Here is a 17,685-nt window from a genome sequence, read left to right as displayed (position 1 = left end):
AAAAACATTGAATGTTAGAACACCGAATGAGGTATTCTACAAAGGAACGAATATTGCATTTAATAGTTGAATTCACCGGGTGTCATTTTATTTTAAATACATGACACTATACAATTAACCTTAATGTTTTGTCGTTTTAATAGGTTTGTGGAACTGGATAGTCTGTTCTTGCTGGGTTTGTTCATAACTTCTATCGTAGATAAATTCGATAGAGATTCCACCGTCTTCTCCTGCTTCATCTCCTAAGCTACCTTCACATTTTATCTGTTGTAATTCAGGCATACGTTTTCCTAAAAAAGTACACATCGCAACCGCTTGGTCAAAGTTCTCTTTTAACAGTGAATTAACCAAAGAGTTAGCGACGAATTGAGCGCGCTGTAAAGGGTTTGGGGCTTCGATAAAAGCATCACCCAATTGAATACCCTGGTCCATGCGCTCATCCATTCTATCCAGATACTGTCTTTGTTTTCCGGGAATAGGCTTGGTTCTATCGTATTCTAGTACGGGTTCATTATTGAAGATGACGAGTAGTTTGCTGTCTTGCATATTTCATATCTTGGTAGGTTGTTAAGTGACTTATTTAATAAGCCTCTTTTACTTGAAAAAGAGCTTAATACGTATGGTTAATAATCAAGTTTAATGTATTTCAAAATGAAACGAAAAACTCGCTTAAAGTAGGGGGGTGACTTTATTCTTTAATTTCACCTAAATGATTAGGCTAAATCATCAAACCCAGCTGCCTTGTAGAGTTCTTTCGCTTTTTCTATGTCCTGCTCAACGCCTTCACCTTGTTCATACATCATCGCCAAAGTAGTCATAGAACCTTGCAGACCTTGTTCCGCGGCTTTTTCAAACCATTCAACAGCTTTAGCTGCATCCTTTTCTACGCATTCACCTTGCATATACATAAAGCCTAAACCATGTTGAGCGATTGCATAACCTTGCTCAGCGGAAGCCGTCATCATCTTAACTGCTTCTGTAGCGTTTTCAACAGTGCCTAAGCCGTTTTGATACATAATCGCTAACATGTGTTGAGCATGCGCATCACCATCGTTAGCAAAAGGGGAGAGTAGCTGCATGGCGCGAGAAAAATGCTTTGCTTCAAAAGCACCTAAGCCACTTGAAAAGTCCATTTCTTCGTTTTCAGTACGAGTGTGTTCAGTCATATTAATTTTTACGCGTTGAAGTTAAAAAGTTTTAATAGGTCGAGTTTAACTTGAATAATTATCCAGCTAAATATCTCTAAATGTACAAGTGTAAACAAAAATTCAATGAGTGTGCTGGAGGGCTTTATAAAATAATAACTTTTAAGTAGAAAATGTTTATTAATCCTATGTTAAGGAAAAGCATGATAGTTTTTTAATATAAATATGTGCATGCAAAATAATAACCAATAATAATTTAGTGTGCGGACTAGTTAGGTGTGAAATTTAAATAATAAAAATAAGTGTTTTACATATATTAAAAATATTAAAGGTGGACATGACACTTTCAGTAGTTATTCAGTTTCTTATTGCTAAAAATCGAGTGAAAACAGCAGATTCATTTGATCAAAAGAAAAATAAGTCTTCGATTTCAGAACTAAAGATAAATAGGTTTAACATTAAATTGATTAAGCCAAGCGTATTTTTAAAATCGAAACTGTTCTCAAAACTTTGTAACAGTATATTTCTGCTGTTCTCACTATTTGTATTAAGTTCATCTGTTCAAGCAGCTTGCCAGCTGACTAAAACTATCGATTGGGGCGCCTCTTTTCAGGCTGATATTACGGTCACGAATGAGAGTAGTTCAACTGTTAACGGCTGGGAAGTTAACTGGAGCTTTGCAGATGGGTCAAGCATTTATGGTTTTTGGAATGCCAATATTACAGGCTCCAACCCTTATACCGCAACTGATCTTGGCTGGAACGCATCCATAGCCCCTAATCAATCTCAAACATTCACAATTCAAGTAAATGGTGGTGGTGATCTAGTTGCACCTGGATTAATTGGTGATTTATGTGGCCCAGCTATTATCAGTCAAAGTTTAACTATTGTAAAAGAGGTAGTGAATGATAATGGTGGAACTGCGGTAGTTAGTGATTTTGGGTTAACGACCAATGCAGGTGCTCTAACGTTTGATACCGGTTCACCCAATGGTATTACCACGACATATACTTCGTCGCCTATTTCAGTAAATGAAGGCACATATTCCTTAGTAGAATCCGATGTTACAGATTATACCGAAGGTACGTGGAGTTGTACGGGAGCTACAGGAACGGTAGTTGATACCTTTAATGCTGGGTCGGTTGAAATTGCCAGCGGTGAAAATGTCACTTGTACGATTGTGAATAATGATATCGCTCCAATTGTTGTACCCCCAGTAATGGCTGGTCCTGTTTCTGGAAGTGTTTGTAATGCAGATCTATTAGGAAACGCTCAAGCGTATAGAGCGATAGATTGGACACATAATGACAACGGAGGTACCAATACTGGAGCAACAATAGCTGATACCGCCATATTTGCTGCTGGCACTGCAGAAAACCTATCGAATATGGATGCGTATATCAATGCTTATGATCTGCTGGTGGATAGAGCATTTATCCCATCAACACTTGATACCTCAAAATATATCTCATACACATTTACCACAACAGCATTAAGTGGAGTAACAGCAGAGATGATCGGTTTTGGTGCTGCGGTATTCAACGTAACGCCTGGCTATCCAGATCACTCGACAATAACGGGTGCTTACAAAGTCAGGGTTGATATTGATGATGATCCTTCATTTGCATCACCAATAACTTTAGAAACGGATGCAATAATTGATAACCTAGACATTCTAAATAACAACCCAAACAGTAATGCCGATATATTTGAAAACCAGCTTCCAGAGCAATGGTTAACCTATGGTTATCTTCATTTTACTGCGGACACCGTTATTAACCTTCAGCCTAATACTACTTATACCGTTCGCGTATACCCATATGAAGATACCAGAAGCGGTGATGATGGCTGGCCAACACCGCATAGTTATCCGGAATTTGTTGTATGGGATGACTTTTCCCTAAAAGCCATTTCATGTGCGAAGATCGATGCAAAGGCAGATACTCCTACGTCCATCGATAGTAACGCTGGAGGCAGTACACCAAATGTCGTTATTAATGATGAACTAAGTGGTGTTGCAAATCCAACAATTGGAACCGCAGCGGGTGATGTAAGTCTAAAACGAACAGGTACAGCGCAAGATGGCACAACAACCTTGGGCTTGGATATTACACCAGCGGCGGGAAGTATCACAATGGGGACCGATGGCACAATTACCATAGTACCGAATACTACCGCAGGAACTTATCAATACACTTACGAGATCTGTGAAGCAGCTAATTCAAATAACTGTGATACTGCTGTAGCGACAGTGGTTGTCGACCCATCTCCACTTTCACCGCCTGTATTGAGTTGTTCTCCAACCAATCTAAGAGATTTCACAAGAACAGATTTGGGGTCGAGTAATCCACTAAGTTTTACCACTTCAGATCGATTTGTATTCGAAAATGTTTTTACCGATACACTCGGTAATCCTGTTGATCTATTATTCCAACCAACGGATATATCTAACGTAGATTATTCCAAAGTTCCAGCGCAATTCAATCCAGGTAGTGGCAGTTTACAAGGTCGATTTACCCCAAACTTAAACAGTTATATACAATTTAAAGTTACTTTGATTGAGGACGGATCTGCAACCAACACTACGCCAAATGGTACCCCTATATCAGCCGGGGATGTAACGGGTTTATTTATTCAACAAACCGATATTGACAGTAATGATAAAGCTCCCGCCCCGGGTGATAATGATTCCTCTGATGTCGGTGGATACATTGGAGTCACACCGACCTATATCCATCATTACAATACCATGTTACTGGATGGCTCTACTGCTGGATTAACATTCCCTACAGCGGGTGTTGCGGTTGCTATGAACTCTGCTATTGCAGGGAGTTCAGCAACATGGACAGAGGAAATAGGGGGTACAGATTTTGATAATTATGTCACTTATGGTTTTGGAAGTACTTTTGTTACAGGAGAGTTCTTACATGGTTTTACTGGCAGTGACACTGGAGACGGTACTCGCGGTGCGGGATTCTTCCTATGTGCTGATGAATATACGCCATCTTTTTCAGACCTTTCTGTAACCAAAAACCTAGATACATCTGGCCCATATACTTCAGGCCAATCGGTTACATACACACTTACTGTGTCCAATGCGGGGCCAGATACAGCAACCAATGTAGTTGTAACTGATTTGCCGACGAACTTAACAGTCACAAGCGCAAGCGGTACGGACTCAAGTTGTACTATATCGCCAGCCTCTGGAGTGACAACCTCAGTGATATGTTCAATTACAACTCTTGAGGTTGGTGTATCTAACAATAAAACGATTACCATTATGGCTACTGTGCCTTAACTTTTTTTATCTCACTAAAATAGGGAGCTGCTTAAGCGTCAGGGTTAATTGTAGAATAGCCTGTAAAACTTATATGAATACACCCCCCCACTTATAGGCGTATTTTAAAAATATGCCTATAAGTGGGGGGTGTATTCATTAAGGCTTAAGCATAAAATTATTAATCTTATGTTAAGGAAGGTAGTACTATAATCTGATTAAGATAGTTGTATGCAATCTAGCTTTTCTCTTCGTCCCAATTAACATAGTGTTAAGAAGAGTAAAGTAAAATAATAAAAATTAGCGTTTACAAAAATTACATACTTATAAAACTAAAACTAAAACTAAAACTAAAACTAAAACTAAAAATTTTATTAAAATGGATAGGTATGTTGTTTCTCCAAAAATTAAAATCGTGTGCATCAAAAAGCAGAAAAATAAAAACTGAAAATACAAGCAGTGAATTTCAAACCAAACGTATTCGAATAGCTCTAGGTTTTAAAAAGACTCATACGAAAATGTATTTTTTATCAGCTTTGCAACTATCAAGCTTGTTATTGCTTTTATCAGTTCCTTTAAAAAGTTATGCAGCAGTGTTAAATTTCTGTGGTACAACGCTGGATAATTTTCAAAGTCTCGATTTTAATCTAAGCGCTCCAGTACGTATAATTAACAATCCGCCATTTACGTTTGCCGATAGTGATAACCCTGATGATCTGAATGGTTTTGTCTATGATCAATTTGGCGATGTCTATCGTTTTGTGGGTGTTGGTCCATCGATAGATGCGCTAGTGACAATAGACTATATCGAAATTGGCGATGGCAATAGTGGCGCAGAGCATGCCACCTTACTAGCGGATAGTGGTGTATCAGACCTAAATGGTTTAATGAGATCGAATACCTATGGTCACTTTGAGTACACCGTGCAATTGGTTGATACAGGCACGTTCGACCTCATCTCACCAATTGATGTTTTTCTGACTTCTACCGATATTGACGGTAACAGTGGTAATACTGTTACGGATTATGGTGAGTTCATTAATGCCTCTGCCTATTTTCGAAACGGTGTTACTTACCTGCAAGAAGACCTTACGAGTGGTAATAGCGCTAAATATACGGTGCAGACTAGTGCGCTTGGTGTAAATGATAAGTCCGCGCCATCATCGACGGGCGAGTATCCCAAATATGTAGCGGGTGCTATTTATTTGGATACCAATACATTTAAAGTAAAAGGCGGGTTTGAAAATGCGACAAAGAATACAGAACGAGTTTCATTCTTTTTGGGTACAGATTTAACGGGACTTTTTACTAATCCCCAATGTACTCCGGGTTTCACACCGCCGTCTGCGGATCTATCGGTCGTAAAAGAACTCATATCATCAAGCCCTTATACCTCCGGCCAACCTGTCACATACACACTTACTGTTTTCAATGCAGGACCAGATACAGCAACTAACGTTGTTATTCAGGACTTGCCGACCAATCTTGAGGTCACAAGTGTTACTCCTACGGTTTCAAGTTGTACTATTTCATCAGCCCCTTCTCCAAGTGTACTAACAACATCAGTAGACTGTACCATTACCAGTCTGGCAAAGGATGCCAGTGAAGTCATTACGATCCAGGCGAAAGCTCCATAAAGAGATAAACAATTCCCGTTGAGACCACAGTACCTTAACCTTCTTTTACTCTAGAAAAATAGGGCGCTATTTAAGCGTCAGGTTTTATATTCAAGAATAGTCAGTCAAATCTACCTAAATACACCCCCCTACTTATAGGCATATTTTAAAAATATGCCTATAAGTAGGGGGGTGTATTCGTTTATTTTTTAGCTTAAAACGATACCCAGATTAATACCTTAAGATATTAAAGCGTAAAAAATAATCAATGAAAGTGAGGGACTATTCTTTTTACCCTAAAGCTATTTCTAATTATCTGTTTTTCCTAATGTAGTACCGTTTATCTGATGAGTTGAACCAATATCCAGTTTTCGGCCACAAATATGGCGCGCAAAACAAAGATCAATAACTTATTGAAAATATTAGTCAAGTGCCATTAGTCTGTTAACCTCAAATTCAGTTTATCTCAGTTAATATGCAATAACCAAAATGGATCTTGGAAGGTGTTTACCTAAACGAAAGACGTTTAGTTAGATTCTGAAACACTTAAATAAGCAAAACACGATTAACTGCTTTGAAACATATAAAAATACGAATTCAAAGAAGTCTAATCACTCGAATGGACGTAAAAAAATAATAAGGAATAAGTTTCTCAATGAAATTTATCGAAATTATGAAAAGCCGACTAATGTCATCAAACAAAAAAATGATTAAATACCTGTGTATTTATTTTTTGCTGTTTTTCAGTCTTTTCATAAACACTGCCCAAGCCACAACATTTACTGAAACTGTTCCTAATGGAAATGGTGCCATACCTTCAACATATCCACGGGTAGGTGGAACTATGGTTGTGTTGATAGGTGCTAACGGTAATATTTATTATCAGTTTGTTAATCCATCAACACAATTTCAAGGATTTCAAAATTCTGGAACTCCTACTGCTTACCAGGGGAATCCATTTCAGTTGGGTCCAACGCAGACTTTAAACTGTGGGCCTACAGCATGTATTGATTATTTCGGCGGATCTATAGTAGAAGGCTATGCGCGCCTAACTGCAAGAGATGGTGATGCGTGTCCCGGCAACTTCGACGTTAATAATGTTTTCTTTAGATTAAATGGTTACACCGTTTCAAGTTTTACGGGTCCCTATACACAACGAACTAACATGGCAGGAACAGTATCAAATGGTTTCGAAAATTGTTTCAGGAATCAGGGTTCTACTGAAACAAGTACTTCCTGGTTTGATCTCGGAGCAGTCTCAGGTCTACTTAATGACATATTGACAACAGGGAGTACTACGCCAGAGGTTTATGATACCGACCCTAACGATAACTATTGGTATTTCAGAGATGGTAATGACGCATCAGGAACACCAGAAGTAGCGCCAGGCATTACCATTGTTAAAACTGCAAATAAGACCTCTTACTCAACAGTAGGAGAAGCTATTATATATTCCTTCGAGGTTAAAAATATTGGTTCTGTAACACTAAATAGTATTGTTGTTACAGATAGTTATATCACCGGCGCAATATCATGCCCAAAAACTTCCCTTATCAGTAATGAGTCTATGGTGTGTACGGCGGTACACAATGTGACACAACAAAATATTGATGATGATGATGTCTTTGTTAATACAGCTGAAGTAAATGCATTACCTACTGAAGGAACAGTCGGAAATGTGTCGGGTACTTTGACGATTCCTGGTCCTACTGTTGATCCAGTCTTGAGTCTTACTAAGGTTGCTTCTAAAACAAGCGACGCCGTAGTTGGTGACATAATTACTTATACATACACTGTGAGCAATATAGGTGTTTTGACAGTAGAGAATATAACAATCTCTGATATTCATAATGGTTCGGGAACACTATCTGCCATTGCTGATGATGAAATTACCGTTAACACTAATAACTTATCTTCAGATGCAGCAAAGAATGGCAGTATAGATATATTAGCTCCTGGAGACAGTGCAACTTTTACCTCTCAATATACAGTGACACAGGCAGATATTGATGCAGGCACGGATATAACGAATACAGCAACTGCGACTGGCACACCTAAACGTGGTTCATTAACAGACCCAACGGCAAGCGAAACTGTGTCGCTTTTGGTTTCAACACCAGAATTTGAAGTAACTAAGTTAACCTCAAGTAATCCAACTCAGGCTGGAGATACACTCAACTACACCTTCGATGTTGATAATACAGGTAGTATAACAATCAGTAATATCGTAATTACTGATGCTAAATGTGCAACTACCCCAGTACTCGTTAGCGGTGATAGCAATAGTGATACGAATCTTGATGTTAATGAAATCCATCGCTATAGCTGTACATCAATTGCAGTAACTCAGGCCGAAGTTGATGCTGGTACAGTAGATAATAGTGTCAGTGTTGCCGGTACTACAGTAAGTGGAGCGGTAGATCCTGCTACCAATTCTATACAAACACCTATAACACGGTCACCTGCCTGGACATTGAGTAAAACATCTAGCTCATTACCGACTAAAAAAGACGATGTCGTAGTATACAGTTTCACCCTGAAAAACATGGGTAATGTCACTATTAGTGGCGTTTCTTTAATTGATACAAAGTGTGATGCAGGAACAATATCCTTAGACAATGGTGATAATGCACCAACAGGTACACTCGAGGTAGATGAAACCTGGGAATACAGTTGTGATCATACCGTGACTCAGGCCGAAGTTGATGCGGGTGAAGTCGTTAACAATGCCACTGCAAAAGGTACAGTAGCAGGGGGTATCACTTTAACAGATGCAACTGCTACAAATACCATTTCGATTACACCCGCTCCGGCATCTACGCTTACAAAAACAGCTATCACGCCATATGTGTTTGATGTCGGTGAAAAAGTGACTTATGAATATATTGTCACTAATACAGGTAATGTCACATTAACCACTCAAATCACTATTTCAGATAATTTAATTACTGATCCAGCAGATTTTGATTGTGACCCATGGCCAGCATCAGGTGTTGCACCGTTAGCTACCTACAAATGTGAAGGTGAGTATACCGTTACACTCAATGATGTAGAGCTAGGTAGCGCTACCAATCTGGCTACGGCAAGTTCAGGGGCGATGACATCACCTACAGCTTCAGAAACAATCCCCAATGGTGCTAACCCAAACATTACTATCGCTAAAAGTTCTGTCGATACAACTTATGCGACAGTGGGACAAAAATTAACGTATACCTATACCATTACCAATACGGGTGACTCTGCATTTGTTAATGACATAGATGTGACTGATGACAAAATTGGACTATTAAACTGTTGGACCTCAACAACTGCGGACCCTTCATTTAGTAAAGATGATGTCACCACTTGTACGGGTGAATATACAGTTACTCAGGCTGATTTAGATGCGGGTTCAGTTACCAATGAAGCAAGTGCAAGCACAGTTTTTATTGGACCCGGTGGAGCAACTACGAATGTAACGACACCATCGGTCGATCTAACCATTAATGCGACACAAGATCCTGAATGGGTCTTAACAAAAACAACGAATTCAAAACCGACTAAGAAAGATGATGTTGTTAGCTATAGTTTCTCACTTGAGAATACAGGTAACGTAAGCATCACTAACGTTAATCTCACAGATGTTAAATGTAACAGTGGCACACTGAGCTTAGATAGTGGTGATAATGCGCCAATAGATACCTTAAACGTTGGAGAAACGTGGGTCTATAGCTGTGAACATACTGTCACTCAGGCTGAAGTAGATGCCGGTTCAATCGTCAATAATGCTTCAGCAACAGGTACAACAACAAGTGGAAACATGGATCCTGCACCTGCAACAAATACAATTACGATTGTTTCAGATCCAAAATGGACATTGACTAAAACTTCAAGCTCTACCCCGACCAAGCAAGGTGATGTAGTTGCTTACAGCTTTAGTCTGGAAAATACGGGTAATGTAACCGTTTCCGGCATCACTTTAAACGATACACAATGTGACGCTTTACCGACATCACCCATTAGTGGCGATGTGTCTAATCCTGGGGTTTTAGATACGGATGAGACTTGGGTATACAGTTGTAATCATACCGTTATTCAGGATGAAGTTGATGCCGGTTCAGTGGTCAATAATGCATCTGCAACAGGAACACCAGAGGGAACTGAATCATTGGCAGCTGCACCTGCTACTAACACGATTAGTATCACTCCAACTCCTTCATGGGCTTTGACTAAAACCTCAAGCTCTACCCCAACCAAAGAAGGCGATGTAGTCGCTTACAGTTTTAGTCTGGAAAATACGGGTAATGTAACCGTTTCCGGCATCACCTTAAACGATGCACAATGTAACGCTGTACCTTCTTCACCTGTTAGTGGCGATGTGTCAAATCCGGGTGTTTTAGATACAGACGAGACCTGGATATACAGTTGTAATCATACCGTTACTCAGGCTGAAGTTGATGCCGGTTCAGTCGTTAATAATGCATCTGCAACTGGAACACCAGCGGGAACTGAATCTTTATCAGATGTATCTGCAACCAACACCATTAGTATTACTGCAGCTCCATCATGGACTTTAGATAAAACAACCAGTTCTTCGCCTACTAAAGAAAATGACACCGTGACCTATAGCTTTAGCCTTGAAAATACCGGTAATGTCACGGTATCCGGAATTTCCTTGATCGATGCACAATGTGATACCGCACCAACTACTCCAGATAGTGGAGATGCAGTAAATCCAGGTGTATTAGATGCCGATGAAACATGGGTTTACAGCTGTGATCATACCGTTACTCAGGCTGAAGTTGATGCCGGTAAAGTTGTCAATAATGCATCTGCAACAGGAACCCCTGAGGGAACTGAATCATTGGCAGATGCACCTGCAACTAACACGATTACTATCACTCCAGCTCCGGCATGGACTTTAGATAAGACTTCTGGCTCTACACCCACGAAAGAAAATGACACAGTCACCTATAGCTTTAGTCTTGATAATACGGGCAATGTGACCATCTCAAATATTACTTTAAGCGATGCTAAATGTAATAGCGCACCGACAGTGCCGGATAGTGGTGATACTAATAATTCTGGGACTTTAGATGCTAATGAGACGTGGATCTACAGCTGTGATTATACGGTTACTCAAGCAGAAGTAGATGCAGGGGCAGTGATTAATAACGCATCTGCTTCGGGTTCACCAGCGGGGGGAAGTTTAGATCCGGTGTTAGCGACTAAGACAATTTCGATTTCACCAGCACCATCATGGGAATTATCAAAAAACTCTAGTTCAACACCTACAAAAAAAGATGATGTAATAGTTTACAGCTTCAGCCTGGAAAATACGGGTAATGTGACAATAGGCAGTGTTTCTTTAGTAGATGTAAATTGTGACTCAGGGACGCTAACATTTGATAGTGGCGATGTATCTAATCCAGATATTTTAGATGCAGATGAGACATGGATTTACAGTTGTGATCATACGGTAACACAAGCAGAAGTTGATGCCGGCGTTGTTGTTAACAATGCTTCAGCAACAGGCACCCCAGCGGGTACAGCAACACTGGCAGATGCATCCGCAACTAAAACGATTGCGATTACGCCAGCTCCATCCTTAACTGTGACCAAAAAAGCGATTCTTCCATTTGTTTTTGATTTGGACCTAGGCGTCGATTATGAATATATCGTAACGAATACAGGTAATGTTACTCTCACAGATCAAATCATAATCACAGATAACTTAATTACAGATCCATTAGATATTTCTTGTGATCCCTGGCCAACTAATCCAGCGCCTTTGGCAGATGGTGTTTTACCAACAGACACCTATCGTTGCGTGGGTACCTATAAAGTTACAGCTAATGATTTACTTTTAGGTAGTGCAACAAATTTAGCCACTGCAAGCTCAGGCGGAACAACTTCACCTACAGCATCTGTAACAATACCAAATGGAGCAGATCCTGCTATTAAGCTAGGTAAAACTTCAGTTAACACTAGTTTCACGACTTTAGGAGAAACTATAAATTACACCTATACACTTACCAATACAGGAAATGCTGCATTTGTTAAGAAAATAGAGGTTAGTGATAATAAAATAAACAACGGAACACCTTTTACTTGTTGGGAACCAACAGCAGGGGATTTGACCTTTAGTCCCGAAGTACCTCTAATATCACCAGCACAGGTTGCGACTTGCTCTAAACCTTATACGATAACCCAAGAGGATTTAGACAATGGCTATGTTACCAATGAAGCAAGTGCCATCACTGAATTTGTAGGGCCTGATAACAATTCGTTTGTATCTGCACCAGCGGTCGATCTAACTATAAATGCGGGACAAGATCCAGAATGGAAACTAACAAAAACAACGAGTTCAGTACCAACAAAGAAAGATGATGTAATCATTTACAACTTTAGTTTGGATAACACGGGTAATGTCACAATAAGCAGCGTTGATCTAGTTGATACACAGTGTGATGCTGGAACGTTAACCTTAGACAGTGGTGATGTAGCAAATACAGGAAAACTAGATACATCCGAGGTCTGGATTTATAGTTGTGAACATACTGTCACTCAGGCAGAAGTAGATGCCGGTTCAGTCGTCAATAATGCATCTGCAACAGGTACTCCAGCGGGAACAGAATCATTGGAAGATGCATCCGCAACAAAAACAATTACGATTACACCTGACCCAAATTGGACGTTAACGAAACAATCCACGTCTAAACCAGCTTCTGTTGGTCAAATCGCAGCATATACCTTTAACTTGAAGAATACGGGTAATGTAACAATTTCAGGCGTATCTCTCACAGATGCACAATGTGATATCGCGACATTAACCCTGGATGGGGGGGATGTTAGTAATAGCGGTATTTTAGACCCAGATGAAACATGGGTTTATAGTTGTGAGCATAGTGTTACACAGGATGAAATAGATGCTGGTGTAGTAATTAATAATGCTTCTGCAACAGGAACTCCTGCAGGTTCAGTGGCACTGAAAGATGCAGCTGCAACATTTAACATAGCGCTTTCAAGAACATCTTCATGGACATTGAATAAAACCTCGAGTTCTACACCAACGGCCGCTAACCAGCTTGTTGACTATAGTTTTGCTTTGGAAAATACCGGTAATGTCTCGATCACAGCAGTGAATCTAACAGATGTTAAATGTGATGCCACAGCTTTAGCTTTAGTCAGTGGTGATAATGTTCCCTATAACGTATTAGATTACGATGAAATATGGACCTACAGTTGTCAACACACGACCACGCAAGAAGAAATTGATTCTGGTTTTATTAATAACACCGCTAATGCTGAAGGCGTAACAGAGCAAGGTAACTTACCAGATATTGATGCAAGCCATAGCATTACCGTGACTGCTGCACCGTTACTCTCATTAGTTAAATCTGACGCTACTTTGAAGACAGATGCAGATGGTTCTTTAGACATCACCCTGGGTGATACACTTGAGTACACCATAACGGCAACAAATGATGGAAATATTACGCTGAAAAATGTGATTGTCTCAGATGCACAGCTCAGCCCAGCCAGTAAAACCTGTTTGACAGTAACTCCCGGCAACACCTGTTTATTGACGGGTGATCATATTGTTACGCTTGCTGAAGCCAATGCAGGAAAAGTAGTTAATATTGCAGGGGGTGTTTCAGACGAGATTACTACATCAGTCCCATCCAATTCGGTTACGACAACGGTTGTGCAAAATCCTGAGTACACCATGACTAAGACATCGGACACAGCGGATATCGGTGTGCCAGGCACTATCAGTTATACATTTACCTTTAAAAACACGGGTAATGTGAATTTGACCGATCTGACAGTAGCGGATACAAATATTGATACAGGAACGCTGAGTAATTGCCCGATTGCTAATTTATCCGTCGGTGCTACTGCTATATGTACCGCGACCAGAACAATCGATCGTGTACAAATCAGAGACGGTGATGACTTGACCAATACTGCCATACCATCTGCAAAAGGACCTGATGGAATAACTTCAGCCATAGAAGATGATACGGCCAATGATAACAGCACCACGACAACTGTTACGACCAAGGCTGATTTATCAGTAACCAAAACACTACTTACGTCGAGTCCGTATATACCAGGGCAAAAAATATACTATGAGATTGTAGTCACTAATTCTGCATCTTCATGGAGTGATGCAACCAATGTAGTTGTGACGGATTTACCCACCAATCTAACTATCACTAACGTATCTAGTACAAACTGTTCTGCATTGCCTTGTACTATTCCCTTATTACTTATTGGTGCCAGTGAAACCATAACGGTCGAGGCAACTGCGCCTTAATCCTATGATTGACTAAAATATGATGCAGTTCATAGTTCTGCTTACTAGCTCTGGCTATTCTAAATAAATAGCTGAGAGCATCAATGCTAAACACACCCCCCACCTTTTGGGCACTTTTTTGAGATTCAGATAAAACTGAAGCAAAAAGTGTCTAACCTGTGTAAAGGTAAATTAAGTCAGACAGTACTATGATGAATCCTAGTGACGGCTTTGTAAACAGTAAGATAAAAACCTCATGAAAGTAGGGGGGTGTGCTTATAACTCAATGTAAAATAATGTAATTTAGCTTAAGAACACATCAACAAATATTATTTAAAATGTTTAAACAACCGTTCGTCGGTTTATATGACCCTTTCTTCACAGCTTTCATACTTATATATACTTAAAATAAGAATTTAAAATGCAAATGGCTTGTTGCAAATAGCTTGTTGCAAATAGTGTGTTGAAATTAGATTCCGTTAGTTAACGCTAGTAAGCTAGTTGAGAACAAATTTTGATAATGTAACTAATTTTGTAATTCATAACGAAACAAAGACAGACTGATATATCTGCAATATTTTTGTAGTTTAACGTTTTATCGAAATGAGTAAATATATGAGGCTTAATGGCTCTAACTGTATAAAAAACATGATTAATTTTAAATAAATACTAAAAATTATAGATTTAAATAAAAAAATCTAATTTTTTGCAAAAAAAGTGAGATAAATAGTGGCTGAAAAGTGTAAATATATGTCGCTAAAAGTGTAGATATAATTTTACATCCTTACAGATGTTATAATTATTAATAATTATAATAACTAATAATAACAAAAGGTTACAAGCATAAAGAAGTATTGTGTTTAATACATAAAAACAATCTGAAAAGAAATCAAGAGACATTTGTTTGCATGTTAATTATTAATACTGTGTTCAGCTAGTTCTATATATTATCTGAGAAGTATAAATTGTATGCAATGAATACGCTTAAAGTAAAAATTGAAAACTAATAAATATAAAAATATTTAGAACACATACATACAAAATTTAGCCATCAATATATAAAAATAAACGGGTTTATGCATGAAACATATTGCTGATGTATACGATTACATGAATAAGAATACTCACAGAGAAGCAGATAACAAAAGTGTTCTGCAGTTAATAGGAAGGAAGTATTCAGGCGAGCCTGACAATCTCAATTCCATGCATAATGAAAATTCTATAGAAACGTACTGTTATAAAAACACAATTATTCAAAATATTAACAACAGTCAAATTTTCTTTTTATCAAGTCTTCTCATAAGAATTCTTCGTAAACTAACACCTACTAATATTATTTTAGGGGGTGTTATTGCTTTTAGTGGTTTAACTCTGACGAGTAGTGCCTTTGCTGAAGCCACTGCCAATGTTCAAAATGGTGCCTTTGCTTCAGTACATTTAAATAAGATTTACTCAGTAGATGTTATTACAGGCAAAGTAACTTTATTGGCTACCATTCCTAATGTAATTGATGGGGTTACTAATAATTTTAGTACAGATGGTGCGAATTCTTTAGCGATAAATGAAGCTGATGGACTTCTGTATTTTGCTAGTTCTACTAGCGCTGATTCTAATACAGGTCTCTATGCTTATAACATGCGGACAAACACTTTTAGTCAATTAGAAAGTGATATGAGCACTAGAGGAGTCACATTTGAAGGTGTAGGTATGGGTAGTGGCGCCGCATTCTTTGAGCCAACTCAGAGACGTTTATACTTTGGTATAGAAAACGATCTTGCAGGATCTCCCTACGATAGTTATGTCTACAGTATTGCTGTTAATAGCAGTGGTTTGTTATTTGGTAATGTTAGTTTAGAACTACAGTTTTTAATGGGGTGGGGGGATATAGCAGTATCAGGAAATACTTTGTACAGTGGGCATACTACTTACAATTTTAGTCTTGGTGTATGGGAAGATCATTATACACAATGGAATCTGGGTACGCTCCAAAGTCAGGGTGATGAAACACAAACTGTTGATAATCTGAAAAGCTTTGGCCAGTTCGGTAGTGATTTAAGTGGTAATTATTACTTCGTAACGGGTAATACAGCTGTATTTTCACCAATTGACCTTGCAACAGGTAATCAGGGTACTTCCAAAAATATGACATTTAATGGCGTAACAAATGTCACGACTGGTTCTTATGATGCTGCTGGTGTTGTTCCACACGATTCTTCGATTGGCGATTTGATATGGAATGACGTTAATGGAGATGGTGTTAAACAGGCCGGAGAATCTGGAATTCCTGGAGTTACAATCCAGATCTATGATGATATAGATGGGGATGGAAACATTGATAATGGTGGGTCTTACAATAATACAGACAGACTGCTTGCTACTGATACTACCGATGCCAATGGTAATTATAAATTTAATGGTCTGTTACCAGGCGATTACATCATAGTAATTACCGATTCCAATGGTGTATTAGTGAACGGTTCTTACTCCACCAACGGTGGTTCTACTCAAGTAGCTAGTATTATTTCATCTCAACAATTCGTTGAAACCTCTGATTTTGGATATATTTTGCCGACAGCAGACTTGTCAGTGTCCAAAACTCTCGTGACACAAACTCCATATATTTCTAAGCAACCCGTTACATACACACTAACTGTATCTAATGCGGGTCCAGATTCAGCAACCAATGTTGTTGTTAATGATTTACCAACTAACCTTACTGTTACAAGTGCTAGCGGTACGGATTCAAGTTGTGTCATATCACCAACTTCTGGAGTAACAACCTCAGTGACGTGTTCGATTGCAACTCTTGGGGTTGGAGCACTTAATGAAAAAACCATTACCATTATGGCTACTGTTCCTTAGAAGTTAACAGTAAATATAAAATTAGATAAAAAATAAAAATAATGTACAGAGTTTAGACATGAGTCATATCAATAAAATTAAAATAAATTTGGATAACCAGATGATTAATAATTCAGAAGTAGATACCGCAAAGGTATTAGAAGAAGATGTAAATGCCTCAAATACTGTAATGCAGTATTTTATTGTATTTGCAGTTATATTCTTGATTCAACTAGCTCTGACATTATCCAATAATGCGCATGCTCTGACAGCAAATACGGTTACAAAGTCATGTCAGTTTGACAACGTAGTTGGAGTTACAGCAGATCAACCTGACCCTGATACAACAAATAATGAAGATCTATTAGGAAATGCTGGTGATGCCTGTACAGCGATGACAGTAGGTGATGTCACGATCGCCGAAGACGGTGGTTCAGCGTCAGTACCCGTGAGCATAGCGAATGCAAGTTCAGTGGATACGGTAGTCTCAATTACAACCACAGATAACAGTGCTGAAGATCCGAA

At 38.9% G+C, this 17,685-nt stretch carries 7 protein-coding genes; 5 read left to right on the top strand and 2 right to left on the bottom strand.

The window, feature by feature from the left end:
• Positions 1 to 120 precede the first annotated feature (120 nt).
• The gene (locus Q1A31_RS20380; protein ID WP_299881462.1) at positions 121 to 546 is read right to left on the bottom strand and encodes a hypothetical protein; all 426 of its coding nucleotides are present in this window, start codon (positions 544 to 546) and stop codon (positions 121 to 123) included.
• Between the two features lie 167 nt (positions 547 to 713).
• Positions 714 to 1,166 carry a tetratricopeptide repeat protein gene (locus tag Q1A31_RS20375; protein ID WP_299881460.1) on the bottom strand — a complete coding sequence of 151 codons (453 nt, stop codon included), beginning with the start codon at positions 1,164 to 1,166 and terminating at the stop codon, positions 714 to 716.
• Positions 1,167 to 1,482: 316 nt separating this feature from the next.
• Here Q1A31_RS20375 and Q1A31_RS20370 point away from each other — a divergent pair, with 316 nt between their 5' ends.
• The 5 genes from Q1A31_RS20370 to Q1A31_RS20350 form a co-directional block, all read left to right on the top strand.
• Positions 1,483 to 4,443, top strand: coding sequence for a cellulose binding domain-containing protein (locus Q1A31_RS20370; RefSeq protein ID WP_299881457.1), 2,961 nt, complete (start codon positions 1,483 to 1,485; stop codon positions 4,441 to 4,443).
• A gap of 497 nt (positions 4,444 to 4,940) precedes the next feature.
• A complete protein-coding gene (locus tag Q1A31_RS20365) occupies positions 4,941 to 6,059 on the top strand; it encodes a DUF11 domain-containing protein (RefSeq protein WP_299881454.1) in 1,119 nt (372 codons plus the stop codon).
• 634 nt (positions 6,060 to 6,693) lie between these two features.
• Entirely contained in the window at positions 6,694 to 14,340 is a 7,647-nt protein-coding gene (locus Q1A31_RS20360; RefSeq protein WP_299881450.1) for a hypothetical protein, read from the top strand.
• A 1,464-nt stretch (positions 14,341 to 15,804) separates the two neighbouring features.
• Positions 15,805 to 17,181 (top strand): SdrD B-like domain-containing protein, encoded by a 1,377-nt coding sequence (locus tag Q1A31_RS20355; protein WP_299881447.1) that lies wholly within the window; start codon positions 15,805 to 15,807, stop codon positions 17,179 to 17,181.
• 100 nt (positions 17,182 to 17,281) lie between these two features.
• Positions 17,282 to 17,685, top strand: a 404-nt coding sequence (locus tag Q1A31_RS20350; protein ID WP_299881444.1) for a hypothetical protein, incomplete at its 3' end; no start/stop codon positions are given.

This window comes from uncultured Cocleimonas sp. (genome assembly GCF_947495625.1).
Classification (GTDB): domain Bacteria; phylum Pseudomonadota; class Gammaproteobacteria; order Thiotrichales; family Thiotrichaceae; genus Cocleimonas.
The sequence above is the reverse complement of the archived record's forward strand: the minus strand, read 5'-3'. Positions and strand labels throughout refer to the sequence as shown.